Origin of the sequence: Streptomyces sp. NPDC059832, from assembly GCF_042731715.1 — a bacterium.
Lineage (GTDB): Bacteria > Actinomycetota > Actinomycetes > Streptomycetales > Streptomycetaceae > Streptomyces.
This window is the reverse complement of the sequence record NZ_JBHWIY010000038.1, coordinates 26,399-51,396: the sequence shown is the minus strand read 5'-3', so window position 1 is coordinate 51,396 and position 24,998 is coordinate 26,399. Positions and strand designations below refer to the sequence as shown.

General features: G+C 68.5%; 22 protein-coding genes and 3 pseudogenes. 10 read left to right on the top strand and 15 right to left on the bottom strand.

Going from position 1 to position 24,998, the window contains the following annotated elements; all coding sequences use genetic code 11:
- Nucleotides 1-86: 86 nt before the first annotated feature.
- From ACFV8T_RS38745 to ACFV8T_RS38735, 3 genes and pseudogenes are all read right to left on the bottom strand, one after another.
- Nucleotides 87-968: pseudogene (locus tag ACFV8T_RS38745) on the bottom strand (IS5 family transposase).
- A 53-nt stretch (nucleotides 969-1,021) separates the two neighbouring features.
- The gene (locus tag ACFV8T_RS38740) at nucleotides 1,022-1,885 is read right to left on the bottom strand and encodes an RNA repair domain-containing protein (RefSeq protein WP_385336731.1); all 864 of its coding nucleotides are present in this window, start codon (nucleotides 1,883-1,885) and stop codon (nucleotides 1,022-1,024) included.
- A gap of 531 nt (nucleotides 1,886-2,416) precedes the next feature.
- On the bottom strand, nucleotides 2,417-3,586 hold the full coding sequence (locus ACFV8T_RS38735; protein WP_385336728.1) for an integrase: 1,170 nt from the start codon (nucleotides 3,584-3,586) through the stop codon (nucleotides 2,417-2,419).
- 492 nt (nucleotides 3,587-4,078) lie between these two features.
- Here ACFV8T_RS38735 and ACFV8T_RS38730 point away from each other — a divergent pair.
- A pseudogene (locus tag ACFV8T_RS38730) lies at nucleotides 4,079-4,420 on the top strand (Tn3 family transposase); the annotation flags it as partial.
- A 59-nt stretch (nucleotides 4,421-4,479) separates the two neighbouring features.
- On the opposite strand, the gene ACFV8T_RS38725 reads toward ACFV8T_RS38730, so the two are convergent.
- Nucleotides 4,480-5,421: a LysR family transcriptional regulator gene (locus ACFV8T_RS38725; protein ID WP_385336725.1), complete on the bottom strand. Its 942-nt coding sequence runs from the start codon at nucleotides 5,419-5,421 to the stop codon at nucleotides 4,480-4,482.
- 300 nt (nucleotides 5,422-5,721) lie between these two features.
- On the opposite strand from ACFV8T_RS38725, the gene dnaE reads away from it, so the two are divergent.
- A complete protein-coding gene (gene dnaE, locus ACFV8T_RS38720; protein ID WP_385336722.1) occupies nucleotides 5,722-9,318 on the top strand; it encodes a DNA polymerase III subunit alpha in 3,597 nt (1,198 codons plus the stop codon).
- 267 nt (nucleotides 9,319-9,585) lie between these two features.
- On the opposite strand, the gene ACFV8T_RS38715 is transcribed toward dnaE, so the two are convergent.
- From ACFV8T_RS38715 to ACFV8T_RS38705, 3 genes are all read right to left on the bottom strand, one after another.
- Complete coding sequence (locus ACFV8T_RS38715) at nucleotides 9,586-10,449, bottom strand: tyrosine-type recombinase/integrase (protein WP_385336720.1); 864 nt, start codon at nucleotides 10,447-10,449, stop codon at nucleotides 9,586-9,588.
- A 387-nt stretch (nucleotides 10,450-10,836) separates the two neighbouring features.
- The gene (locus ACFV8T_RS38710) at nucleotides 10,837-11,604 is read right to left on the bottom strand and encodes a dienelactone hydrolase family protein (protein WP_385336717.1); all 768 of its coding nucleotides are present in this window, start codon (nucleotides 11,602-11,604) and stop codon (nucleotides 10,837-10,839) included.
- A 243-nt stretch (nucleotides 11,605-11,847) separates the two neighbouring features.
- Entirely contained in the window at nucleotides 11,848-12,174 is a 327-nt protein-coding gene (locus ACFV8T_RS38705) for a Tn3 family transposase (protein ID WP_385336789.1), read from the bottom strand.
- Here ACFV8T_RS38705 and ACFV8T_RS38700 point away from each other — a divergent pair.
- From ACFV8T_RS38700 to ACFV8T_RS38680, 5 genes are all read left to right on the top strand, one after another.
- Entirely contained in the window at nucleotides 12,112-12,651 is a 540-nt protein-coding gene (locus ACFV8T_RS38700) for a recombinase family protein (protein ID WP_385336714.1), read from the top strand. The genes ACFV8T_RS38705 and ACFV8T_RS38700 overlap by 63 nt on opposite strands.
- 229 nt (nucleotides 12,652-12,880) lie before the next feature.
- Nucleotides 12,881-14,095, top strand: a complete 1,215-nt coding sequence (locus ACFV8T_RS38695; protein ID WP_385336712.1) for an FAD-dependent monooxygenase — start codon at nucleotides 12,881-12,883, stop codon at nucleotides 14,093-14,095.
- Nucleotides 14,092-14,565 carry a RidA family protein gene (locus ACFV8T_RS38690; RefSeq protein WP_385336709.1) on the top strand — a complete coding sequence of 158 codons (474 nt, stop codon included), beginning with the start codon at nucleotides 14,092-14,094 and terminating at the stop codon, nucleotides 14,563-14,565. The genes ACFV8T_RS38695 and ACFV8T_RS38690 overlap by 4 nt, the downstream gene beginning before the upstream one ends.
- Nucleotides 14,562-15,395, top strand: coding sequence for an SDR family oxidoreductase (locus ACFV8T_RS38685; RefSeq protein WP_385336707.1), 834 nt, complete (start codon nucleotides 14,562-14,564; stop codon nucleotides 15,393-15,395). The genes ACFV8T_RS38690 and ACFV8T_RS38685 overlap by 4 nt, the downstream gene beginning before the upstream one ends.
- Nucleotides 15,396-15,462: 67 nt before the next feature.
- Nucleotides 15,463-16,056 (top strand): TetR/AcrR family transcriptional regulator C-terminal domain-containing protein, encoded by a 594-nt coding sequence (locus tag ACFV8T_RS38680; RefSeq protein ID WP_385336704.1) that lies wholly within the window; start codon nucleotides 15,463-15,465, stop codon nucleotides 16,054-16,056.
- On the opposite strand, the gene ACFV8T_RS38675 is transcribed toward ACFV8T_RS38680, so the two are convergent.
- The 3 genes from ACFV8T_RS38675 to ACFV8T_RS38665 all read right to left on the bottom strand — a co-directional run bounded on the left by ACFV8T_RS38675 (nucleotide 16,020) and on the right by ACFV8T_RS38665 (nucleotide 18,278).
- Nucleotides 16,020-16,550 carry a hypothetical protein gene (locus ACFV8T_RS38675; protein ID WP_385336701.1) on the bottom strand — a complete coding sequence of 177 codons (531 nt, stop codon included), beginning with the start codon at nucleotides 16,548-16,550 and terminating at the stop codon, nucleotides 16,020-16,022. The two genes, ACFV8T_RS38680 and ACFV8T_RS38675, sit on opposite strands and share 37 nt — an antisense overlap.
- A gap of 92 nt (nucleotides 16,551-16,642) precedes the next feature.
- Nucleotides 16,643-17,266, bottom strand: coding sequence for a transposase (locus tag ACFV8T_RS38670; protein ID WP_385336698.1), 624 nt, complete (start codon nucleotides 17,264-17,266; stop codon nucleotides 16,643-16,645).
- A 400-nt stretch (nucleotides 17,267-17,666) separates the two neighbouring features.
- A complete protein-coding gene (locus ACFV8T_RS38665) occupies nucleotides 17,667-18,278 on the bottom strand; it encodes a helix-turn-helix domain-containing protein (RefSeq protein WP_385336696.1) in 612 nt (203 codons plus the stop codon).
- A 142-nt stretch (nucleotides 18,279-18,420) separates the two neighbouring features.
- On the opposite strand from ACFV8T_RS38665, the gene ACFV8T_RS38660 reads away from it, so the two are divergent.
- Nucleotides 18,421-19,407, top strand: coding sequence for an alpha/beta fold hydrolase (locus ACFV8T_RS38660; protein ID WP_385336693.1), 987 nt, complete (start codon nucleotides 18,421-18,423; stop codon nucleotides 19,405-19,407).
- 85 nt (nucleotides 19,408-19,492) lie between these two features.
- Nucleotides 19,493-20,275, top strand: coding sequence for a MerR family transcriptional regulator (locus ACFV8T_RS38655; protein ID WP_385336786.1), 783 nt, complete (start codon nucleotides 19,493-19,495; stop codon nucleotides 20,273-20,275).
- 150 nt (nucleotides 20,276-20,425) lie between these two features.
- Here ACFV8T_RS38655 and ACFV8T_RS38650 read toward each other — a convergent pair.
- Nucleotides 20,426-21,102, bottom strand: a pseudogene (locus tag ACFV8T_RS38650) (site-specific integrase); the annotation flags it as partial.
- 458 nt (nucleotides 21,103-21,560) lie between these two features.
- Between ACFV8T_RS38650 and ACFV8T_RS38645 the strand changes: the two are divergent.
- Nucleotides 21,561-21,929 (top strand): hypothetical protein, encoded by a 369-nt coding sequence (locus tag ACFV8T_RS38645; protein ID WP_385336690.1) that lies wholly within the window; start codon nucleotides 21,561-21,563, stop codon nucleotides 21,927-21,929.
- 224 nt (nucleotides 21,930-22,153) lie between these two features.
- On the opposite strand, the gene ACFV8T_RS38640 is transcribed toward ACFV8T_RS38645, so the two are convergent.
- The 4 genes from ACFV8T_RS38640 to ACFV8T_RS38625 form a co-directional block, all read right to left on the bottom strand.
- On the bottom strand, nucleotides 22,154-22,525 hold the full coding sequence (locus tag ACFV8T_RS38640) for a hypothetical protein (protein WP_385336687.1): 372 nt from the start codon (nucleotides 22,523-22,525) through the stop codon (nucleotides 22,154-22,156).
- On the bottom strand, nucleotides 22,522-23,769 hold the full coding sequence (locus ACFV8T_RS38635; RefSeq protein WP_385336684.1) for an MFS transporter: 1,248 nt from the start codon (nucleotides 23,767-23,769) through the stop codon (nucleotides 22,522-22,524). Before ACFV8T_RS38635 ends, ACFV8T_RS38640 begins: the two co-directional genes overlap by 4 nt.
- A gap of 36 nt (nucleotides 23,770-23,805) precedes the next feature.
- On the bottom strand, nucleotides 23,806-24,438 hold the full coding sequence (locus ACFV8T_RS38630) for a GrpB family protein (protein ID WP_385336681.1): 633 nt from the start codon (nucleotides 24,436-24,438) through the stop codon (nucleotides 23,806-23,808).
- Nucleotides 24,439-24,697: 259 nt separating this feature from the next.
- Nucleotides 24,698-24,859, bottom strand: a complete 162-nt coding sequence (locus ACFV8T_RS38625) for a hypothetical protein (RefSeq protein ID WP_385336678.1) — start codon at nucleotides 24,857-24,859, stop codon at nucleotides 24,698-24,700.
- Between the last annotated feature and the right edge of the window lie 139 nt (nucleotides 24,860-24,998).

Here is a 24,998-nt window from a genome sequence, read left to right as displayed (position 1 = left end):
CCACTCCTCCGTGCCCCAGCGGCGTGCCCCAGTGGTGGCCGAGCTTCATCCCTGCCCCGGGATTTTGAGAGCTTGGGCCCGGTATTTCACGGCCTGAGCCAGAGACGGACTGCTGCTGCTGCGGTGACGGTGCCGTGGAAGACGTAGGCTCGTTTGTCGTAACGGGTTGCGACAGCGTGAGAGTTCTTGAGGCGGTTGATGGTCCGCTCGACCTCGTTGCGGCGCCTGTATCGGTCTGAGTCGAAGCCGGTTGGTCTACCGCCCGCACTGCCTTTGCGTCGACGATTGGCGCGTTGGTCCTACGGTTCCGGGATGGTGTGCTTGATGTCGCGTCGCCGCAGGTAGCGGCGGTTTCGGCGGGAGCTGTATGCCTTGTCGCCGCTGACGTGGTCGGGCCGGGTCCGGGGCCGTCCGCCCAGCGGGCGGGGACCCGGATCCGGTCCAGGACCTCGATCATCTGCGGGGCGTCGCCCCACTGGCCCGCAGTGATCAGGAGAGCCATCGGGCGGCATCCGCCTTCCCCGGGGAGGTGGATCTTGCAGGTCAGCTCGCCTGGGACCGTCCGAGTCCCTCGTCGGGGCGGTGATGCCGGGGCGTCGTCCTTTTTTCGGAACACGCGGTGTGGCCTTGCGGGCGCCGACCGCGTGCTGGTGGGCCCTGCAGGAGGTCGAGTCGACACCGACCATGCACCAGTCGATCCGGCCGGCCCGGTCGGCGTCGGCCTGGACCGCCTGCGGGATCCGGCCCCAGGTGCCGTCCGCCGACCAGCGGCGATGCCTCTCGTAGACGGATTTCCAGGAGCCGTATCGTTCCGGCAGGTCCCGCCACGGGACGCCGGTACGGATCCGGAACAGGATCCCGTCGAGCACGGTGCGGTGATCGTTCCACCGGCCTCCCCGCCTGCCGGAAAGCGGCAGATGCGGCTCCACAAGCGACCACTCGCGATTCGTTAGATCTCCCCGCCCCATGACCGAACCAACGAGCGACCGATCGGAAAGTCGCATGATCCGCCGGACAATGCCTAGACGGGTGGTGGCGGCGGAGGGTTGCCCGGAAGGGCCGGATTCTCCGGGTGACGTACGTCGCCGCTGCCGAGCAGGACGCGGGCCCGGACCCGCATCGGCTCGTCGCCGCGCCGGGAGAGCAGGACCAGCTCGTCGACCAGGGCCGTCATGGGGCCGAGGAGGGCCTCTGCCTTGCGGGCGAGGGGGTGCGGTTCCGGGGTACGGCCGAGGGACAGGTGCGGGGTGTAACCGTGCGAGTGCGATCCGCAGAGCGGGAAGCGGAGCTCCAGGGACTCCCGCAGCCGCGCCCAGGGCTCGTGGTCGGCGGCGGCCGGGTCGAGCCAGACGGTGGCGTCCTCACGGTGTCCGAACCAGTGGACGCCCGTCAGGCGGGCGGTGAACGGCGGCGTCTCGGCGAGCGCCGCGGCGACCAGCGGCAGGGCCTGGGCGAACTCGGCCTCGGGGACGAATCCGAAGAGTACGTTGACGTGCGGCGGCCAGCGGCGGATCTGCCGGTCGTGTTCGCGGCGAATGTGTTGGATCGGCGGCCACAACTCCGCCGGCGGCAGCCAGGCGACGGCGGTGCGGTTCGTCGACGGGACGGCGAGGACGTCGCCGGGGGCCGGGGCCGGCACGGGACCGACCTGCCCGACGAGGGTCTCGTCAAGTCGGTCGATGCCGCAGGCGCGGTCCCAGACGACCTGGCCGTCCGCCTCGAAGAACACCACCCGGTGCCAGGGGATCTCCCCGCCCGGTACGAAGTCGCCGAGCAGGACCCGTTTCGGCGGGGCCCCGCGCTCGGCGATCCCCATCACGAACCGCTCGGGGTCGAAGCGCGGGTCCCAGAGCACCCGGTGGTAGATTTCGTCGCTGGTATGCACGTCAGCACCTGCCCTCAACTATCAGGGTGACGCGCGCCCGGTCGGCCCTGCAATTCAGCGCCCGCCCGCCCACCTCGCTGCGGTTACGGCAGGAGAGCGAAAGGCAGCGGCGGTTTTCGCCCCGGACTCCCACCTCGGACACCAGGGGACAAGTAACCCGCGAGTAGGACTGTTGGCGCCCGCCATTTGCCGACGTTGATCCCTGACACGGGTTGCCGACACTGCCGACCTGCGGAAACCCTCTGGTTGGCTGAGTGTCGACAGACCCTTGTTTCCCGGTACTTGTCCATTGCGGCTGGTGACGGCGTTCTTCCCTCGCAGTCGGCCGAACCGCTGACCAGCGAAGACGTACCTACTTTGCGCCTGGTGTCCGAGGTAGGAGCCCGGGGCCGGGACGGTGGGCACGTGAACGACTGGGCCGCGGCCAGGGATCTCGTTCCGGCCAACTGCCCGGTTCGACATCCCGGCCACCACACGTAGTTGCCGCATCCGGCCCTCCGACATCCGCCCGGCCCTCGCGCCGAGTCAGCGTCATTCTGGCTGCTCGCGCTGCTTCGCCTGTACCTTGAGCCACGGATTCTCCGCCCTCGACTGGGCCCGGTCCAGATACTCCCGCTTCACCACGGCCGAGCCGGGCTCCCATCGGCCCTGCTTCGTCGGGTCCCCGCCGGCGTCCGCGATCTCCTGGGCACCGCCGCGGCGCAGCCCGTGCGCGGTGACGTCCTGCCAGTTCTTGAACCCGGCCTTGTGCGCGCGCCCTCGGACGATGTCGTTGACCGCGTCCCCGGTCAGGTGGTCACCCCGCCTGGTCGCGGTGGACCGGTTCTGCAGGGTGCCAGCCACCGTCAGGGCGCGCAGTACCGGCCCGGAGCGCACGCCGAGGCTGTGCAGGCAGTTCAGCCAGTCCCGGGTGGCCTGCACCGGGTCGTACAGCGGGTTGTCCGAGTCGGCGGGGACCCAGGTCTCCTCGCCTCTGGCGGCCTGGTCGGTCTTGGAGTACGCGACCCACTCGGCCACGCCGCCGTCCTCGACCGCAAGGTCCTCGATGAGGAGGTCGGCGAGCTCGATGCGCCGGTTGAGGGCCTTGCGGCCGACGAGGAGAACGAACCGGTCCCGCAGCCCGATGGGATGCCGCCGGTCGCAGGTGTCGACCATCGCCCGGCTCATCTCGGCCGTGATGGGTGGTGCCTTCTTCACCCGATTCCGCTTGCGCCAGTCCTTGCGATAGTCGTTGAGCAGACGTCGGGCGACCGCGGTGCCGGGCTTCTTGTCGTCGGGCATCCAGGTGCGGATCGCGGACACGTGCGTGGCGATCGTGTTCGGGGAGGCCTCCCGGGCGATCATCGAGGCGACGTACTCGATGTACGTGGCGGTGGTGCAGGGACGGGCGACACGGCCCATGTCGTCGCACCAGCGCTCGAAGATGCCGCGCTGGGACCGGTAATTCTTGTTGGTGTCATGCCCGTCGGCGTACGCCTTCAGCCGTTCGGCGGTCTCCGGCGAAAGGTACAGATCCCGTTCGGTGTACGTCGGCTGGTCGGCGGCCGTGGGGAGCGTTTCACCGGGCATCAGGACGGTGTGCTGGTCCACCAGTGGCTTCGTGGCGGGGGCCGGGCCGGCGACATCCGGCAGCAGCTCGCCGTACTCGACAAGTTCGGCGTCGACGACTTCGGCGGGGTCGAGCTCGTTCGCCGTGGTCATGGTGTCACCGAGCCGCAGCCGGAGCGATCGACATGGGCGGCGCGGCCTTTCTTGGCCAGGCCGCAGAGGAGCGCTCGCCGATTCGCCCACCGCCGGTTGTCCCCAAGGAGTGCCTTCGGTACCCCGCCTCCAGATCGCTGTAGGACGGTGTCGCTCATGTGCCCCTCCCCCACAGGATCGCTCCTGGTGAACCACCCTCGTACAAAAGGGAAATTATACGAGGGTGATCGCGAACGGATGCCCCATCGCCACCACAGCTCGACTCCCCTACCGTGCGGGCCATGCAATGGATATCGCTGGCAAGCGCCATCGTCGCAGCCGTCATCGCTACCGCGTCAAGCGCGTTCCTCGACCGCCACCGCTGGCGCCGAGAGCAAGCGCAGCGCCTCACCGACGCTTGCCGTGTCCTCTACGGCGAATACCTTGCCACCCTCTCCAAGGCGCGCAACGACTTCCGCGTCCTCGCCCGTGACCTGGACACCGCACCAACCCCAGGAGTCCCGCCACAACCTCGCCCGGAACATCTGCCACGGCAAGAAGGGCACCATCCACCAGGCGTACCGGGACGGGATGGAGGATCAGTTGGGCCCGCTGGGTCTCGTTTTGAACGCCGTGGTGCTCTGGACGACCAGGTACATCGACGCCGCCGTCGCCCAGCTCCGTGCGGAGGGAACCAAGATCAGGGGCGAGGATGTCGCGCGGGTGTCGCCGCTCAAGCACAAGAATCTGAACGTTCTGGGCCGCTACAGCTTCACCGCCTCCCAGCCGGGCGACGGGCTGCGGCCGCTGCGCGACCCGGACGCCGTCGGTCTGGACGAGGACGACGATGAGTAGGGAAGCGAGGCGCCCAACGTCTCCTCCGGCCGTCGGCTCGTGGCGTTGTTTTTGCCAGCCTAACTTGGAGGGTGCTGAGCCCACTTCGGTGTCCAGATATCGCCTTCGGGGCGACCGGGGTATGCGGAGCTGAGGTGGGTGCGGAGCGCGGTGAGGGCAGGGTGCGGATTGTCGGTGCGCCAGAGCAGTGAGTGCGGGTAGACCGGGATCGGGCTGTGTAGGGGGATGCGCCTCAGGTCATGGCCGGCGGGCCAGACGAGAGGGGTCTGCTCGCTGACGAAGGTCGCCAGAGTCGAGGAGCTCGCGATCGTGTCGAGGAGGGGCTCAATGCCGAAGTCGGGGCCGATCGAGTCGATGGTGAGCCCGAACGCGGTGGCGAGTTCGTCGTAGTAGGCGGCCCACTCGGTTCCGGGGACGTTGCCGGGCATCCAGATCCGACGCCCGGCGAGCTGGGCGGGGGTGACCTTGCGAGCGGCAGCGAACTCATGGGCTGGTCCGGTGAACAGATGGAGGGGCTCGTCGAAGACCGGGGTGGCCTCGATGTCGTCGGGGAGTTGGCGCCCCGGCATCGTGACGGCGCGGAAGGTCGCGTCGATCGTTCCGGACCGGATGGCGGCTATGGCCGCCGCGGAGTCCAAGAGGGTCACCACGTCGAGGTCGATGTCGGGGTGCGCGCGATGGAAGTCACGCAGCAGTCCTGCCAGAGAGAGCTGTCGGCCGATCACGTCGACGCGTAGCGGGCGGGTGCCTGGCCGTACGGAAGCGGCTGCCCGCTCCTCGGCTTGGAGGAGAGCCCGGGCGTGGGGCAGGAACGCCTGGCCGTCGATCGTCAGCCGGGCCCCGCGCGCTGTGCGGCTGAACAGTTGCACGCCGAGGTCCTTCTCCAGCACGGCGATGCGCTTGGAGACGGCCTGCGGGGTGATCGACAGGCTGGTGGCGGCTTCTTGGAACTGTCCCTCGTCTACGGCGGTGACGAAGGTGTACACGGCAGTGAGGTCCACGCCGGCCATCCTAGGCGATCAACCAATGGTTGAGTCATAGGGGTGAAATGGTTGTTTGATTCCCTTGCGTACTGGCCGCTTTGATGTCTCTGGTCAACGTGTGGTGTTGCGGGGCGGTGCGACAGGGGCGATTGCCCAGGCAGGTTCGATGCTGCTGGTCACCCCGTCCACGCGATCACACCGCGACGGACCGAGTAGCCCGCCCATCTGCCGATGCCGGTGCGGTCGGTCGCTGGCAAGGTCACCATCGCGGCTCTGGTCGGGGTGGGGCTTCCTACTCGCCGCGGAGGCAACTCACCCGTGCCGGATTCTTTCGTTCACCTGCACAATCACACCGAATATTCGATGCTGGACGGTGCGCAGAAGCTGAAGCCGATGTTCGGCGAGGTGGCCCGGCAGCAGATGCCTGCGATTGCCATGAGCGATCACGGCAACATGTTCGGCGCCTATGAATTCGCGCAGGTCGCGAAGGGCTTCGAGGGCATCACCCCGATCATCGGTATCGAGGCGTACGTAGCGCCTTCCTCCCGTTTCGGCCGGAAGCAGGAGTTCTGGGGGCCGGGAGGCCGCCGCGCCGTGAGCGATGACGGTGAGGGATCGAAAGACGTCTCGGGTGGCGGCCGTTTCACCCATATGACCATGTGGGCGCGGAACGTCCAGGGCCTGCGGAACCTGTTCTGGCTCAGCACGCAGGCCAGCTACGAGGGACAGTTCCCGGTCGGCAAGCCGCGCATGGACCGCGAGCTGATCGCTGAGCGGCCGGACGGCATCATCGCCACCACCGGTTGTCCCTCCGGCGAGATCCAGACCCGGCTGCGGCTGAACCAATACGGCGAGGCGAAGGCCGCCGCTGCGGCTTACCAGGAGGTCTTCGGCCGCGAGAACTACTTCCTGGAACTGATGGACCACGGCCTGGACATCGAACGCAACGCCCGCGACGGCCTGTTGCGGCTGGCCAAGGAGCTGAGCATCCCTCTCCTGGCCACCAACGACGCGCACTACGTCACCGAGGACCAGGCCGACGCCCACGACAGCCTGCTGTGCATCGGTGTCGGCAAGAACAAAGATGACCCGAAGCGCTTCCGCTTCAACGGCTCCGGCTACTACCTCAAGACCGCCGCCGAGATGCGCAGGCTCTTCTCGGATCTTCCCGAAGCCTGCGACAACACCCTGCTGATCGCCGAGCGCATCGAGTCCTATGACGAGGTCTTCGACTACGTCGACGAGATGCCGCAGTTCCCGGACGTTCCCGAGGGTGAAACCCAGGAGTCGTGGCTGCGGAAGGAAGTCCTCGCGGGCCTGGCGATGCGCTACGGGAACCCGGTTCCCCAGCACGTCCTGGACCGCTTCGAGACCGAGATGACGGTCATCGGCCCCATGGGCTTCAGCTCCTACTTCCTCGTCGTGGCGGACATTTGCCGCCACGCCCGGGAGAACAAGATCCCCCTCGGCCCGGGCCGAGGCTCTGCCACCGGCTCCATCGTGGCCTACGCCACTCGCATCACCGAACTGTGCCCTCTGGAGCACGGCCTGCTGTTCGAACGGTTCCTCAACCCCGAGCGCATCAACCCTCCGGATGTGGACCTCGACTTCGACGACCGCCAGCGCGACAGAATGGTCCGCTACGTCACCGAGAAGTACGGCGACGAGTACACCGCCATGGTGAACACGTTCGGCAAGATCAAGGCCAAGAACGCGACCAAGGACTCCTCGCGCATCCTGGGCTACCCCTACTCCCACGGTGAGCGGATCACCAAGGTGCTCCCGCCGGACCAGAACGGCAAGTCAGCCCCGCTGGCGGCCGTCTTCGACCCCTCTCACGAGCGGTATGGCGAGGCCGGCGAGCTCCGGCAGATGTATGACAACGAGCCGGACGTGAAGCGGGTCATGGACACGGCGCGCGGGGTGGAGGGCCTGACTCGCGGTACCGGTGTGCACGCCGCTGCGGTGATCCTTTCTAAGACGAAGCTGACCGACCGCATCCCGCTGCACATGCGTGCTTCGGACGGCGTGAAGATCACCGGGTTCGACTACCCGTCGTGCGAGGCGATGGGCTTGATCAAGATGGATTTCCTGGGGCTGAGGAACCTGGGCGTCATCGATCAGGCCATCGAGAACATCCGCGAGAACCGTGGCATCAACCTGGCCACCGTGGACCCCCTGGACGACGACCCCTGCACCGTGGTGATCCCGTTGGACGACGCCAAGACGTACCAGCTGCTGGCCGAAGGCAATACGTTTGGTGTGTTCCAGCTCGACGGCGGCGGCATGCGGGTCCTGCTGAAACAGATGGAACCCACCCGGTTCGAAGACATCGCCGCGGTTAACGCCCTCTACCGCCCCGGCCCCATGGCGGCGAACGCACACACCAATTACGCGCACCGTAAGACCGGCCGCCAGGAGATCACCCCGATCCACCCCGAGCTGCGCGACGCCCTGGAGCCGATCCTCGGCAACACCTTTCATCTGCTCGTCTACCAGGAGCAGATCATGGCCATCGCCCGGGAACTGGCCGGGTACACCCTCGGCGGCGCCGACCTGTTGCGCCGTGCGATGGGCAAGAAGAAGCCGGAGGTGCTGGCCGCCGAGTGGGACAAGTTCCACAACGGCATGCAGGGCAACGGATTCAGCGAGGAAGCCATCAAGGCGCTGTGGGACGTCATGCTCCCGTTTTCCGGCTATGCGTTCAACAAATCCCACACCGCCGGCTACGGCCTCGTCTCCTGCTGGACCGCCTACCTCAAGGCGAACTACCCGGCCGAATACATGGCCGCCCTGCTCACCTCGGTGGGCGACGACAAGGACAAGGCCGCGATCTACCTCGCCGACGCCCGCAAGAACGGCGTCCGAGTTCTCCAGCCCGACGTGAACGAGTCCGTCGCAGAGTTCACCGCCGTCGGCGACGACGTGCGGTTCGGACTGCGGTCCGTACGCAACGTCGGCGACAATGTCATCGAGGCCATCGTCGGTGCCCGCCGCAGTAAGGGGAAGTTCACTTCCTTCCCCGACTTCCTGGACAAGGCCGACCTGCCCGCACTGAACAAGAGGGCCGTCGAATCCCTGATCAAAGCCGGCACCTTCGACTCCCTGGGACATGCGCGTAAGGGCCTGACCGCCATCCACGAAGACGCCATCGACGCCATCATTCCCGTGAAGAAGGCGGCCAGCTTCGGTCAAGACGACCTCTTCGCCGATCTCAGCGGCGAAGGCAGCGACGGACCGGCCTTCGGCCTGGACTTCCCCATCGACGACGTCGAGTGGCCCCGCCGCCAGCTCCTGGCGACCGAACGCGAGATGCTGGGCCTGTACGTCTCTGCCCACCCACTGGACGGCGCCGAGCACATCCTCACCGGAGCCCGGGACTGCTCCATCGCCGAACTTCTCACCTCCGGCCGCACCACCGGAGACATCCAACTCTCCGGGCTGATCACCGGCATCCAGCTCAAGATGACCAAACAGGGCAACGCGTGGGCCATCGTGAACCTCGCAGACCGCGATGCCAGCATCGAGGTCCTCTTCTTCCCTGCCTCCTACCAGCTCGTGCAGCACGCGCTGGCCGAGGACAACGTCATCTCCGTTAGAGGCAAGATCGAAGACCGCGACGGTACGGTGAACATCTTCGGCAGAGAACTGACGATGCTGGACGTGTTCTCGGCCGAGCACGGCGGGAAACCTCCCGTACGACTTGAACTCCCCGCCCACCGGGTCACGGAGCGGTCCGTGAGCGAACTGAAGAGAATCCTCGCGGCCCACCCGGGCGACAGCCCAGTCCGTCTCAGCGTCCGTGGCACACGGAAAACCACCGTCTACGCCCTGCAAGCCAGGGTGGACGCCACCACCATCGCCTCCGACGTGAAAGGCACCTTCGGAGCTGAAGCATGGGCGGGCATCGCATGATGCCAAGGACTGCCAGGTGGGATGCCATCGAGCTGCGGACCAGAACCAGTAGGAACGTCTCCTCGCGCACTTCGCACTGCAAGGCTGACCTGCGATTGCCCCACCACTACAGAGAACCCGGGGGATGCCGCCGGGTCCTCTGACTGTTCGAGATCAATCTCACCGATACTGACTGTTCCGTTGGTCCCCAAGGCCGTGATCGGGGTGTGACCGAGATACGCGCCAAAGGGACAACGGGATGATCTTGAAGCACTGATCCGCTCGGATTTACCTGCGGCGACGTGCAGCGGGGTCGCGTTCGGCGACGTGCGGGGCGACCGAGTCGACGCCGGGGCGGGCGTAGCACTCCAGGGAGCGGACGGAGGCGTGGCGGGAGCGGGCCAGCAGCATCGGGGTGGAGGTGCCGTCCTCCGCGTCGTGCGTCAGGGCACTGTGACGTAGCCGGTGAAGCGTCCAGCCGTCCAGGGCCTCGATGTCGTCGGGCGAGGCGAGGGGGTTTGCCAGCAGCCGGGTGTTCTCCTCGAAGATCTCCTCAGCGCGGCGGTAGGAGTCCGGGCACACGTCGAGCGTGGGTGTTCCGGCCGGGGCCTTGCGGTCGGTGAGGAACAGCGGGCCGCGGGTACGGCGGGCGATGAGGCGGGGCAGGAGCTGGGCGGTGCCGGACTGCCAGTGGATCCACTCGGTCGCCCCGCCCTTGGCGGTGATCCTGCCGCGCTTGTCCTGCGGGTAGAGGTCTTCCACGTTGAGGCACAGCACCTCGTCGGCCCGTGCGGCGGACTCGTAGAGCATCTTCCACTGCGTCTTCTCCCGCAGCGCGACGTCGAGGCGCCACAGGGCGGCGATCTGGTTCTCCGCGAGAGCCTTGGTGCGGTCCGGTGGCGCCGGCCGCCGCTCGATGCCGATCGTCGGGTCGCCGTCGATCCAGCCCTGGCGCTGCCACCAGCCGATCGCCTTGCGTGCGATGGACAGCTCCCGGATGACGGTGTCGGCGTCCATCTCGTCCGCCCGTGCCGCCGCCAGTTCGGCCAGGGCCTCCGGAAGCGCCGGGTCGTCGATCGCGGTGACGGGAAAGAGGGGCGGCTTCGCGCCCCGGCGGGCGGGTCCAGTCGGCGCCGGTTCGCCGGCGAGCATCCACCCCCACGTCGTCAGCGAGATCCGGTAGATCCGCGCCGAGGACTTCGCGATGCCCGCACCGTGAGGTACCGCTCGACCGCCGCGGTGTACGACGACGGCGGGGCGGTCAGGGGCACTACCCGGGCGAGCGGCAGCCCGGACGCGCCCCTGCCCCCAAGTTCGGTCACTGGTTCGATCGTCACGCCCAGCCCCCTACGTGCTGCCGCAGTAAATGCGTACACCTCGCCCCGGCGGCCGGAATCGTCCGCCACAGGTCGCGATGATCAGGGTAGGGACCCTGCCGCAGTAAATCCGGTATTTACTGCGGTAGTTGTGAATACGTCTCCGCGATCGAGTAACCGCCCGAATGCGTTTCTGCTGTGCGGACTTGAGGGGAGTGGACTGTCAGTGCCCGGGGCCAGCATGCCTACCTGGGTCATGCCCCAGATCCTCCGTCACGGGCAGGCACTCGGCGAGCAGGTCGACGACGTCGCGCCAGGCTCGCTGCGCGTGCTGTGGGTGGTGGCCGACGCCGGGGCGCACGGGGTGGCCGACCGGTGGGTGGTGGAAGGCGTGCAGGGCTCCGCCGTAGACCGCGAGGCGCCAGTCGACGCCCGCGGCCTGCATCTCGGCGGTGAACGCGTCCCGTTGCGCGGGCGGCATGATCGGGTCTTCCGACCCGACCCCGGCCCACACCGGGCAGTGGATGCGCGCCGCCTCGCCCGGCCGGCCCGTGGTCAGTGCGTTGACCGTCCCGATCGCGCGCAGGTCGACGCCATCGCGTCCGAGTTCCAGCGCGATGGCGCCCCCGGTGCCGTAGCCGACGGCGGCTATCCGGTCGGGGTCGGTCCGCGGTTCGGTGCGCAACACGTCGAGCGCCGCATGGCCGATGCCCCGCATCCGGTCGGGGTCGGCGAGCAGCGGCATGCAACGGGCCAGCATCTCCTCGGGGTCCCCCAAATAGCGCCCGCCGTGAAGGTCGAAGGCCAGCGCTACGTATCCCAGCTCGGCGAGAGCATCGGCCCTGCGGCGCTCGACGTCGCTGAGCCCCGTGCCCTCTGGTCCGAGCAGCACCGCGGGCCGGCGGTCGGCACCGGTGGGGAGCGCGAGGTGCCCGATCATCGTCAAACCGTCGGCCGGATACTCGACCGTACGCGTCGTAATCGTCGTCATGAGGCTGGACTGTAGTGATCGTCGAGCCCGGTCCGGCCGGTGTTCTGCCGCTGGCAGAACAGCGCGGGTATCTCTCTGAAATACGGCGAGGGCTCACAAGAACCGTCACAAACCCCGCCCCCACGGCAGCGCTATCGGATCACCTACCCGGGCCACGGTGTTGGAGGCTGACCCTCGCAGCAGGATTCTGGGGTATACCGGCCCGCTCCCGTGAAGGGCGTCACCAGCTAGTTCCCTCACGGCTCAGGCAGCCTGGCCGAGACCGGCGGCGGTCAGGTCCTGCTCGCGCAGCGGGGTGAAGTCGACATCCTTGTTAGTCGCCGCGGTCACCCGCCGGCGAAGCGGCGCGTCCGAGAGGTAGCGCAGGAGCTGGACGGTGCGGATCACGCGGCCGACCTCGCGGAAGGCGGCGTAGGTGGCGTTCTTCCTCGACCCCGAGCGCAGGCGCTTGAGCAGTGTGGAGGAGGAGATGGTGCCCTCGCGTACGGAGACGGCCACCCGCATCAGGTGACGGAACTGGGACTCGATCAGGTCGAAGTCGATGACGTGCTTGCCCGGCTCGCCGAACAGGGCGTCGATGTGTACGTACTCGCTCTGCTTGGAAGGCCGGTAGAAGGTCTGGTGGTCCCCGGGCTCGACCGGTACGGCCGCTCGCTCAAGGACCTGGTGAACATGGTCGGCGAGCTCCGGCGGCGGGGGATCGGCTTCTCCTCACTGCACGAGCGCCTGGACATGACCACCCCCGGCGGGCGACTCGTCTTCCACGTCTTCGCCGCGCTCGCCGAGTTCATCCGCGGGCCGATCGTCTCCGGGACTCGCGAGGGACTGGACGCCGCACGCGCACGAGGCCAAGTCGGCGGCCGGCCCGCCGTCGCCACCCCGGAGATCATCCGGGCCGCCCACGACATGCTCCCCAACCCCGAGAACTCGATCACCTCGATCGCCAAACTCCTCGGAGTGAGCCCCGGCACCCTCTACAACCACATCCCCGATCTGCACGAACTCATCGCCAGCGGCCGCGTTCCCCGGCAGGTCACCGCAGACTGACCACTACCGCCAAAACCCGGTCCGATGCTCCAACCGCCGCCCATTGCATCGGATGCGAACTCGCGATGGTTAGCGAATCGGCCCGGGTGGAGGCGTCAACCACGGCGTAATCCTGTCGTTTGTGAGATCCCCGTGCTCGCCGTCGACTCGCAGCGGTTGATTTTTGGTCATTGACCAACTTCACTGGTTGCAGAAGTTGGTCAATGACCAAAATTGGAGGTGGTGAACGATGCCCGAAATCAAGGCGCTGGTCTCCGGCGCCGGCATCGCGGGCCCGGCGCTCGCCTACTGGCTGGCGCGGTACGGGGCACAGGTCACGGTGGTCGAGTCCGCGACGGCGCGCCGCACCGGCGGGCAGCTGATCGACATCCGTGGCTGCGGACGCGGCGTGATCGCCCGGGCGGGCCTGGCCGAGGCGGTCCGTGCCGCCCGCACACGCGCGGACGGGCTGTCGTTCGTGGATGCGCACGGTCGGCGGCAGGCATCGGTGCGGGCGGACGGCTTCGGCGGGGACGGGCCGGTGACCGAGACCGAGATTCTGCGGGGCGCGTTGGTGGAGATCCTTCACGAGGCGACCGGCGGCTCGGCCGAGTACGTCTTCGGTGACCGCATCAGCGCACTCGACGACCGGCGTGACGGCGTGCACGTCGACTTCGAGAAGTCCGCACCGCGCCGCTTCGATGTCGTGGTCGGGGCCGACGGCCTGCATTCGGGCGTGCGCGACCTGGCGTTCGGCCCGGGCGGCGGGTCGCTGTGCCACCTCGGCCACTATCTGTCGTTCTGGACCGCGCGGAACACGCTGGGGCTGTGCGACTGGACCGAGGTGTACTCCGAACCGGGCCGCACCATCGGAGCCCGCGCCGTGAACGGCAACACGCAGCTGATGGCGTTCCTCTCTTTCCGGTCGGCCCCGTTCCGGTACGACCCTCGCGACAGCACCGCGCTGAAGACCGTCGTGCGCTCGCGCGCCGCCGGGATGCGCTGGCACGCCGACGAGCTGATCGCCCAGCTGGAGGACACTGCGGACTTCTACTTCGACGCGTGCAGCCAGGTGGCACTGCCGCACTGGTCGTCGGGCCGGATCGCCCTCGTGGGCGACGCCGCGTTCTGCGCCTCGCCGTTGTCCGGGCACGGTACGACCATCGCGCTCGTCGGGGCCTACGTGCTCGCCGGTGAGTTGGCTCGGGCGCAGGGGGACGTCGTCGCCGGGCTGCGGGCGTACGAGGAGCGGCTGCGGCCGTGGATCAGCCGCGTCCAGCGGTTCGGGCAGGGCAGCGGCAAGACGATGACGCCGCGGACCCCGGCCGGCATAGCGTTCCGGCGCGCCGTGGTGGCGCTCCAGGAGCGGCTGCCGCTCGGCGGTCTGCTGTTACGCGACCAGATCCGCCTGTCGAACGGCTTCGCGCTGCCCGACTACACCTCCTACGAAAGGACACGGCCGTGATCGAGCATGTCGACCCGCCCGCGTTGGCCCCTCCGATCGGCGGCCTCTACCACCATCTCGCGATCGTCCGCTCGGGATCCGTCGTCGCGATCGCGGGACAGATCGCCCTGGACGCCGAGGGCCGTCTCGTTGGCGAGGGCGATCACGCGGCCCAGGCCGAGCAGGCGTTCCGCAACGTCGCCGCCGCGCTGGCCGCGGTCGGCTGCGGTCCGCGCGACCTGTTGAAGAACACCATCCACGTCGTGGGGCACCGTCCCGAACTGGTCGAGCCGATCTTCGCGGCCGGCCAGCGGGCCTTCGGCGGCCACTGGCCCCGCACGGCGAGCACGCTCATCGGCGTCCAGGTCCTTGGCCAACCCGAATGGCTCATCGAGGTCGACGGCCTGGCCGTCGTCCCCGCGCACTCCCAGCTCACTCCGCACGGTCGGCAGGAACCGACCGGCAACGAGGAACACCGGAGCACGACATGACCACGAAGACGAAGACCTGGTTCATCACCGGCGCCTCCAAGGGCTTCGGCAGGCAGTGGGCCGAAGCCGCCCTGGAACGGGGCGACCGCGTCGCCGCGACGAGCCGCACCCCCGGCGCGTTCGACGACCTGGTCGCCTCCCACGGCGGCAACCTGCTCCCGATCCAGATGGACGTCACCGACCGCGCGGCCGTCCACGCCGCCGTGCGCCAGGCGGCCGACCGCTTCGGCCGCCTCGACGTCGTCGTCAACAACGCCGGCTACGGCCTGTTCGGCATGGTCGAGGAGATCAGCGAAGAGCAGGCCCGCGCACAGATCGACGTGAACCTCCTCGCCCCGCTGTGGGTCACGCAGGCCGCGCTGCCGCACCTGCGCGCCCAGGGCGGCGGGCACATCATCCAGGTCTCCTCGATCGCGGGCGTCTTCTCGCTGCCGGGCCTGGGCGTCTACCACGCCTCGAAGTTCGGCCTGGAGGGATTCACCGCCAGCCTCGCCAAGGAGGTCAAGGACTTCGGCATCAAGGTCACCCTGGTCGAACCCGCCGGATACTCCACCGACTGGGCCGGGCCCTCCGCCGTCCACGCCGAACCCCTGCCCGCCTACGACGATTTCCGCGCCGCCATGCAGCGCCCGGCCGGAGTGCGCGGCGAGCCGACCGCCACCCGTGCGGCGATCCTCACCATCGTCGACGCCGACGAGCCGCCCCTGCGAATCTTCTTCGGCAAGGGGCCCCTCGACGTGATCCGGGCCGAGTACGCCTCCCGCATCGAGGAGTGGGAGCGCTGGGACGCGGTGTCCCAGGCGGCGTTCGGCGCCCGAACAGGGCCCTGAACAGGCCGCTTGTACCATGAGCCGGTAAATCGCCGGTGGGTGACGGAGAACGGAACGGGACACGAGGATGCGCTGGACGCTGGACGACGTGATCGAGGCTGCGTTCACCACGCTCGAAGCCGACGGCCTCGACAAGCTGACGCTGCGCGGGGTCGCCCGCACCCTCGGCTCCCACCTCAACTCGGTGAGCTCGTACGTGAAGACGAAGCAGACACTCATCGAGACGATGGCCGACCACATCGTCGGCTCCGTCAACGTCACCCACCTGCCCGACGAACCCGTCGAACGGGCCCGAACCGTCGCCACCCGCTACCGGGACTCCCTGCTCGCCCACCGCGACGGCGGCCGCCTGGTCGGCGGCACCTTCACCGGCACGGGCAAGACCCTGCGCGTAGCCGACACCATCGCCGGCGCCCTGCTGGACGCCGGACACTCCGAACCGGACGCCGCCCGCCTGTGCTGGTCGATCGTCTACTTCACCCTCGGCCTCACCCAGGAACAGCAGACCCCCTCCGACAACCCCCGCGGCTCGTTCCACGACCTCGTCGCCACCGGCAGCTACCCCGCCCTCGCCCGGATCGGCGAGCACCTCATGGTCACGGACTCCTTCGACAACCGCTTCCACTACGGATTGTCACGGCTACTGCCACCGAGAGCCTGAACCCGTGAACAGGAGGCGAGACGGCAGCACTGCTCACGACGCACTCCGGGCCGAACCGTCTTCGAAGGCGGCCCTTGCCGCAGCCAGGTCCTGAGGGTCCAGATTGGTGAAGTCGACATCCAGGTAGGGCTCGTACGCCTTCGGCGCCAGGTCAAGCTCGTGGGCCGCTCGGGCAGCCGAGCCTTGAGCACCTGCTCCAGCTTCACCGCGCTGGGGCGCCGCTCGTCCGCCCGGTACCTCTCCAGCGTCGACACGCCGGTCTTCGGGTCGATGACCAGGCCCTCATTCTCCGGGTAGCCGGAATCGGCGGCGGCCGCGGCCTCTGTGAGCCGCTCCCGTATCTGGCGGGCGTGAACGTCAGTGCGGACCGTGTTCCCGCAGCCTGTCTGGCAGGCGTACTGCCTCGGCGCGGTGGCGCCCGGCTCGGGTTCGCAGAGCGCATTGCCGTGCTTGAACGCGCAAATCAAGAACGCATCCGGGTTGTCATAGAGCACGACGCCGTCCCGGGCGAGGGAGGCAGCGGCCTTCTTCGCGAACCTCGCGGGGACGATGCGGCCCTCGAACCGTGGGGTCGTGGCTGCACTGGTCAGAGCCCTCCGGGCGGCGGGGCCGAAGATCTTCTCGCCTGCCGCGGCCCGGTCCCGGAGTCTCGCCGCAGTATCGGCCGCCACGAGAGCGGTCTCGACGTCGAGGACAGAGTGCATGCCGGTGCAGCTGCGAGAGCCTTAGCACTGGAGGTCCAGGCGTCCAAGACGGTGCACATATGGCCGTACTGGAGCGCAAGAGCGACCAGCCCGCACAGGCGGCGGGCGATATGCCAGCCGAGCGATCGTCTGAACCGGGACATCCCGATCGCCCCGTGAGAGTCCTCGGGGGTGACCTGCTCCGGCAGGTCCTGAGCTTCGGAGCCGGGGTCCTCCAGCTCCATGCCCATCGCGTATTTGAAGTCAATGCGGTTACGAACGGACTCGGCGGCCTGTCGGTCGGACAGCTCCAGCAGGAACTGAAGGACGGACACCGTGGCCAACTGGGCAGGTGACAGGCCCGGCTTGCCGTCCCTGGGATACCACTCCTCGAAGTCCTCATCGCTCCACAGACCATTGAGGTGGTCGCGGATGGCCATGGCCGTGGTGCCGTGCGGGTTGCACGCCCGCGCCACCCGCACCGTCAGCTCGGGAACCACACTGCCGGTGCGGGAGCGAACACACATCTCGGACCTCCGAAGTCGCGGGCCCCAACCGTGCCACCCGCGCCGACCGCCAGATCCGTGATTCTCCGGGCGGTCACCACGAACGAGTGAACGCCTATCGACACACCAGCCACCCCAGCCGCACAGGCATCACAGGCATCACAGAGCACGAACGATGCGTTCGCCCAACGGTCACCAGGCCGACTGCGAGACCTCGCCAGGCAACCAACCCGCACGCCGACGCGCTGAACAGGGGAAACGAAGCGCCTGCTCGGCGCGCTTGCCGTGATCAGCAGCTCCGGATCTCAAGATCCCCGACAGCGTCAGGTACTCAGTCCTGCAGTACTGAAGGTCGTTCAGACCTGCGACCGCTGCGCGACGCTGAGCGGCACCGGGTCTGGATCGTCACGGGGGCTGCGGGCTACCGGGCCCCGCGGCCGGGGACCGGCGGGGTCCGCGGCCGCAGTCGTTCGCCCTGCGGCCCGAACAAGATCAGGTACTCGACCGGCCCGCCGGGGCCAGCGTTCGCCACCCCGTGCAGGGTGTGGGTATCGAACTCGGCGACGTCCCCGGCGGCCAGGACAAGATCCTTGTTGCCGAGCGCGAGCCACAGTCGCCCGTACAGAACGCACAGCCACTCGTAGCCCTCGTGGGAGACCTGCCGGGGCCGCGCGGGTAGATCCTCGACGGCGGACAGCACATGCTTGTGGGCGTGCAAGCCGCCGACGTACCGGGTGAGCAGCAGCACTGTTTTGTCGTCCCCGAAGCTGTGCAGCGCCGTGCTGTGGCGCGCGACCGCGGGGGCGGGAGCGGTACCGGCCAGCTCGTCCAGGGAGACGCCGTACTCCCTCGCCAGCTGCAGCACGACCTCCAGGGTGGGCTTGCGCCGGCCGGTCTCGATCCGCGACAGCGTGCTCGGCGAGATGCCGGTCGCACAGCTGATGCCGGCGAGCGTAGCGCCGTGCTGCTCGCGCGCGGCTCGCAGTCTGGGTCCCATCGCCGCCAGTGTGCCGTCCAGGTCGTCGCCTGCCACCGTTCCCGCTCCTTCCAGCCGCACCGCTCAAACCGCCCTGTGCTGCGATCTTGCCAGAATGGCAATGCTGATCGCGCCGGGAGGCCGCCGCGCCGCATGATCGACAGGTAACCGCGTCCGCTCGCGAACCGAGGAGAAGCCCATGCAGCCCGAACCGACCGCCGAGTTCCGCCACCGCACCATCGAGACCCCGGCCGGGCGCCTGCACCTCGTCGAGCAGGGCACCGGCCCGCTGGTCCTGCTCGTGCACGGCTTCCCCGAGTCCTGGTACTCCTGGCGCCGCCAGCTCCCGGCCCTCGCCGCCGCCGGCTACCGGGCGGTGGCGATCGACGTGCGCGGCTACGGCCGCTCCTCCAAGCCCGCCGCGACCGACGCCTACCGGATGCTCGACCTGGTGCAGGACAACGTCGCCGCGGTGCGCGCCCTCGGCGAGGAGAGCGCGGTGGTCATCGGCCACGACTGGGGATCCAACATCGCTGCCTCCTCCGCCCTGCTCCACCCCGAAGTCTTCCGCGCGGTCGGCCTGCTGAGCGTCCCCTACGCGCCGCCGGGCGGTCCCCGCCCCACCGACATCTTCGGCCAGATCGGCGGCCCTGAGCAGGAGTTCTATGTCTCCTACTTCCAGGAGCCCGGCCGCGCCGAGGCGGAGATCGAGCCCGATGTCCGGGGCTGGCTCGCCGGCTTCTACGCGGCACTGTCCGCCGACACCATGCCCGCCCAGGGCGAGCCCGACCCGCACTTCGTCACCCACGGCGGCCGGCTGCGCGACCGCTTCCCCGCAGGCAAGTTCCCCGCCTGGTTGAGCGAGGACGACCTTGACATCTACGCCGTGGAGTTCGAGCGCACCGGCCTGACCGGCGCTCTCAACCGCTACCGCAACATGGACCGCGACTGGGAAGACCTCGCCCCCCACCGCGGAGCCCCGATCAAGCAGCCATCCCTGTTCATCGGCGGCACCCTGGACGCCTCCACCACCTGGATGGCCGACGCCATCAACGCCTACCCCACCACCCTCCCCGCCCTGTTCGCCTCCCACCTGCTGGAAGGCTGCGGCCACTGGGTCCAGCAGGAACGGCCCGCTGAGGTCAACCGCCTGCTGACCGACTGGCTCACCGCCCTCCAGGGCTGAACCAGACACGCCGAGCACCCGGCCCCGGACACCCCCTCACATAGGCGATACGGCGTTCCCACACGTCAGCCACCTTGCCTGGTGACTGAGCGTTTCCAGCCGTCGACACCGCCCGCTCGCGGCGGCGTTCGTTGGTGTCACGATCAAGACCGTGCGGCACTATCACCGGCTCGGCCTGGTCGCCGAGCCGGAACGCGACGGCTCCGGCTACCGCCGTTACCGATCGGACGAGCTGTACCGGCTGGTCCAGGTCCGGACCCTGGCCGCGGCCGGCGTGCCGCTGGCCGAGATCGGTGACCTGCTCGACGCCGATCCAACGACGTTCGCCGCCACCCTGGACGACGTCCACCACCAGCTCACCGAACGGATCGAAGACCTGATCGCGCGCCGCGACAGGCTGCACCGTCTCGACCACGGCGACCGGGCCCTGCTGCCCGACCGGGCCTGCGCGGTCTTGGAGCGGCTCGCCGAACTCGGCTTCGGTCCCGACTACGTGGCTGGTCAACGGGAGGCTCTGGTGCTGGCCCGGGCACTGGTCCCGGAGATCTTCGACAGCTTCCTGACCCGGCTCGAACACTCCCTGGACGACCCCGAGTCCGTCGAGCTGACCAAGCGCGGTTGGGATGCGAGGGCCTGGGATCCGGACGACCCGCGGATCGAGGAGTTGGCGTCCACGCTGGCCGACAAGCTGCTGACCCAACGGGCGCTGCTGGCGATGCCGACCGGGTTTCAAGACCAGTCCGACGCCGCCTCCCGGTACGCAATGGTCAACCACCACCGGGAAGACCAGTCACCGTCCATCGCCCGGTTGAACACGCTGGTCGAGGCGAACCTGCGCGCAGCCGGCATCGCCGTACCGAGTCAGTGACGGCCGCCCAGCAGACCCGGCACTGCGGCGAGACGCCCGCCTCATCCCGCCGCGTCCGAACCGGGATCTGCCCGGCGAACAGCCACGCGTACAACCATTGACCTGCACGGCCGTCACAGATGACGTCGTAACCCGTACCGGTCCCCCGCCTCAGCCCGGCGCGAGCAGGCTGGTGACTTCGGCGATCGCCTCCGGGGAAGGGCGGAAGTACTTCCTTACGTTCTCCGCCTTTTTGCGCCGGGACTTCGCCATCAGCATGAGCAGACCCGCCCCGCCCTCACCAGGACGGGTCAGACCGGAGTGCCACCACTCATGCAGATCCCAGCCCGTGCCCGGCTCACCGCCGAGGGCAGTGTGCTCGTCCGGCAGCATCCGGGCCTGCCCGTACGAGAGACACACGAGCCCGGTGTCCGGGCAGATGTCGCGCGGGTTGACGACCTTGCCGGGCCGGGCTTGCGCTGGGTGACGAACACCGGGCCACGCGTACGTCCCTTGAGCAGCCTGGGCAACAGCCGGGCAGTACCAACGTCCCAGTAGACCGTCTCCAGGACGAAGTCCTTGCGGACAGCGCCGCGGCGACGTGTACGAGGACGGGCGCCTTTGGCTTTCACCGGGGCCCGGCGCCCGGCAAGGTCCAGCTCCTCGATGTTGACACCCAGGGTCTCCTCCGCACGGGCAGCGGTCTCGTAGAGCATCCGCCACAGCGTCTTCTCCCGCAGTGCACCTCGGGCTCGCAGTTCATCGAGGTCGGACAGACGCTCTCCGGGAAGAGCGCCGAGCAGGTCGGCCTGGGCGGCACGGATGCTGGGCGCGGGAGCCTCGGGGCCGGCACCAAGAGCGCGGCGGGCGGTCACGCCGGTCATCGTACGCGCAGCGCATCACCGGCCGACCCGGCCGCCGGGCTCCCATACCACCGGGCGTCGGCGCGGCGGCCAGGATCGTGGTGCGGGTGGTTGAGAGACTGTCGGCTGAACCCGAGGTAGCCGCCCGTGGGGTGGTGAAGCGAACGGGACTGCGTGCAGATCGTGTGCGATCAGGCTCACCCAGCAGGGTGCGCCGACGACCGGCGTGGTCTTTTCGAGAGCCGGCATCCGATGCTTCTCCTGACCGTGTATGGCCGAGCCCGACCGGGCGCTCCGGCTGTCTGCCGGGTCAGTCTTCAGAAATCGAGATAGCTGTCTCAGGAGTGTCAAACCGAGGAAGATCCAATGGCGCGATAGAGAGCCTCGCACGGGATCCGAAGCATCGCGAAGCCGCAAGTTCCCACTGTCACAAAGGAGAGGCCATGGCGCGAGTCGTAGTGGAGGGCACCGATATCGTCGTACGCCTGTCCTGGCTGGAGAAGGCGGCGGCACACCACCGCAATGTGCGGGTTCCGGTGTCGGCGCTGCGCCGGCTCCATATCGAGCCCGACTGGTGGCGTGCGCTTCGCGGTGAACGTGATCGGGGAACATGCATTCCCGGACAGCTGTGCGCAGGTGTCCGGCGTCTCCAGGAGGGACAGGACTTCACGTTGGTGCGGGCCGGCACGCCAGTGTTGTGTGTGGAACTGCGCCGGAGTGCGCCCTTCAGCCGGCTGGCGATCTCCGTCCCCGACCCGGAGGTGACCATGCGAACTCTGCGGCCACTGGTCCCACGGGATCGGCTGGGATGAAACGGGCAGTCCCCTGCCATCGCGGCAGCCGATGCACTCGCGCGACGGAGTGGGGGACGAAGCGAGAAAGGGACGAAGCCCCGTTCCCCACTGTCTGCAGAACTACTGCGTCAGGCAGTGATCTGCTTGTCCGAGCCGCTGTGCGTGATGGCGTTGCCCAGTGGTCCGCAGCCGCGTCCGCCCGCAGGCGCCTCCTGTGGGGCTCGAAAAGTCGTCGTTGCAGGTCACGCAGCGTATCGATACTCGTTGATGAGGCCACCGAGGACCCTGGTGCGGAGCATGCTTCGGTCGTCGAGGTCGTCGAGGTCGTACACGATTGCGGGCTGCTCGGTCGCGCTGAGCGGTAGCTGCTGCCGGGATCGGTGCAGCCGGTGACCGTTGTAGTGGTCCTGGTAGTCAGTCAGGACCTTCCTGGCGTGGCTCTCGCCCAGGATCAGGACGTGGTCGAGGGCCCCGCGGCGGGCCGTGTCGTCGATCAGGACGATGCGGCGGCTGTCCAGGGCGGCGCCCTCGATCTGCTGCCACATGCAGTGCTTCTTCGGCGCGGCCCGTATGTAGGCGGCGGGCAGGCCGGTGTGCAGGGACACCGCTGTCACGAGCGGCGGTCCGGGACAGGGGCGCGGGATGGGAGGTGGCGGACGGCCGTGAAGAAGAGGGGGAAGGTGCTGGTCGCCGTGACAAGCACGCCGCTGATCAGAAGCGTTTCGGCTATGCCGATGTGAGCGGCCACCGGGCCTGCCATCGCGAGACCTAGGGGGGCGCAGATGAAAGATGCCAGGGAGTCGTACGAGCTGACCCGGGACATGGCGTGCGCGGGGACATGGGTGTGGACCGCGGTCCTCCACAGGACTTCGAACACGTCGATGCAGACGCCGGCCGTGAGCATGCCGGCGGCGATGAGCCATGTCGGGGCGCCCGCGGCGAGGAGCAGGTAGGGAGGGAAGAAGCCGAAGGTGATGAGGACGCCCGTGCGAAGGGGGTAGCGGGGCCGGATGCGGATCGCGATCAGGCTGCCGAGGACGAAACCCGTCGAGTGGGCGGCGAGAATGATCGACCAGGCGATTGCGCCGCCCAGCTCCTGCTCAGCAACCGCCGGCCCCAGGACCATGATGGCCCCTCCGAAGCAGGCGTTGACGACAGCGAACTGGCCGACGATCGGCCACATCCAGCGCAGGGAGGAGAACTCCGTCCAGCCGGCGCGCAGTTCGGTCAGGAAACCGGTCGGCGCCTCCGACGCCGCGAGCGCCGCCGTTGTCGTGCGCGGGCGGGCGAATATCAGGAGCACGGCGGAAAGGAAGTAGGTGGCGGCGTCGGCGGCCAGGGCCCAGCCCGGTGCGACGGCCGCGATGAGTACTCCGCCGACGAACACGCCTGCGATACGGGAGATGTTGGCCGCCAGGCGCAGCAATGCGTTCGCCGGCTGGATGCGGTCGGTGTCGACGAGGTAGGGCACGAGCGCGGTGGCGGCTGGCTGGCTGACGGCGGAGGACGCGCCGTTGACGGCCGCGAGGGCGATCAGGACGTTCATCGACACGCTGCCGTGCAGAAAGAGGGCGGCGGTCAGGACTTGGGAGCACCCGGCGGTGGCTTCCCCCGCGATGATCAGACGCTGGCGGGAGAAGCGGTCCGCGATGACTCCGCCCAGCAGGATCAGACCGAGCTGGGCGACTGTGCGGGTCCCCAGCAGCAGCCCGAGCTCGGACGGGGAGCCGTCGGGCATGGCCAGTACGGCGAAGGCGAGGCCCAGCGGGGCAATGACGTTACCGGTCAGGGACGAGGTGCGGGCGAGGAAGAACAGGAGGAAGTTCCGCTCCCGCAGCAGGCAGAGGTCGCCCTTCATGAGCCTTCAGGGCTGCCGGTGGCGGGGACAGGGGGTTCAGTTTTCATGGTGTGCTCGTGTGCCCTGACCCGCGCGTTTGAGGATGCCGGCGATGACTTCGCTCTTCGCGTCGGCGTAGTGCTGCATGTACGTCCACGTCCGCTGCGCGAGGTCCCGCTTGGTCCGGGCGTAGAGGTTGCGGTCGCCGGTGTTGGCGCGCAGCCAGTCGCGGAACAGGAGCATGCGGTCGATCTCGGGGCAGCCGGTGGAGAGTACGTGCAAATTGGCCGACTCGGCGCTGGGGGCGAGGGAGGGCTTGCGCAGGACGCGGTGCTCGTACCAGTCGGGCTCCCGGATCGCGAGCGTGTAGCCGATGGACTCCAGGGCGGGCAGGTAGGCGGACTCGTCGGCGGAGTCGGGAACGATCAACAGGATGTCGATGATTGGTTTGGCGGGCAATCCGGGTACCGAGGTGGATCCCGTGTGTTCGACCCGGTGGGGCATCGCACCCAGCTTGTCGCTCATCCGGGCGGCTTCCTCCTCGAACACCGCAGCCCATTCGGGGGTGTACTCCATCAGCTTGATACCGCTGTTGAGCCGAGGAGCCGTTTCCAGATTGGCCGCTTCGATCTCCTCGTCGGTCATCGAGACACGAGGAATCTCCTGCTCGTGGCGCCCCTGTGCTGTCATGATAATTCGTCCCGCCTCGATGGCCCATCAACTCCGACGGACTAGAGCTTAGTTGTTCCCGCTCTGGCGATGAGCGCCGCTTCTCCGACGCACGGTTCGGACGGACTGGACGGTCCGTGACCGTACTCGCTCATGCTCAGCAGGGCTCGGTCTGGAACCGACACCAGCTCGGCAACCAACTGCTGTCCCTGCTGGCGAGTCCTGCCCCGAGGCCCCGCCCGCTGTCGCACAGGAAGGGCGCACGGCAACTCGTCTCGCCTCACGCCCCCTCTCGCCGGGTGGGCAGCCCCAGGTTCACCGGTCCGCGTGGCGACGCGGCTTCGATCTGACCGATCTTGGATTGGGCGCCGGCCGGGCTGACACGGAGCCCTTCGATCTCGCTGAGCCAGCCTTCCTGTTCCGCCTCGGTGATGCGGGCCACGAGATTGTCGCAGCGCCAGCATCAATCTCGGCTCAGTACCTTGAATTCGACAGAGAAGCCGGTGATCACCAGCGTGCGGCCACTTGGGAGCTCTCACTCCCCTGACCAGGTAATCCTCACCCAGTGACCAGCCAATCCT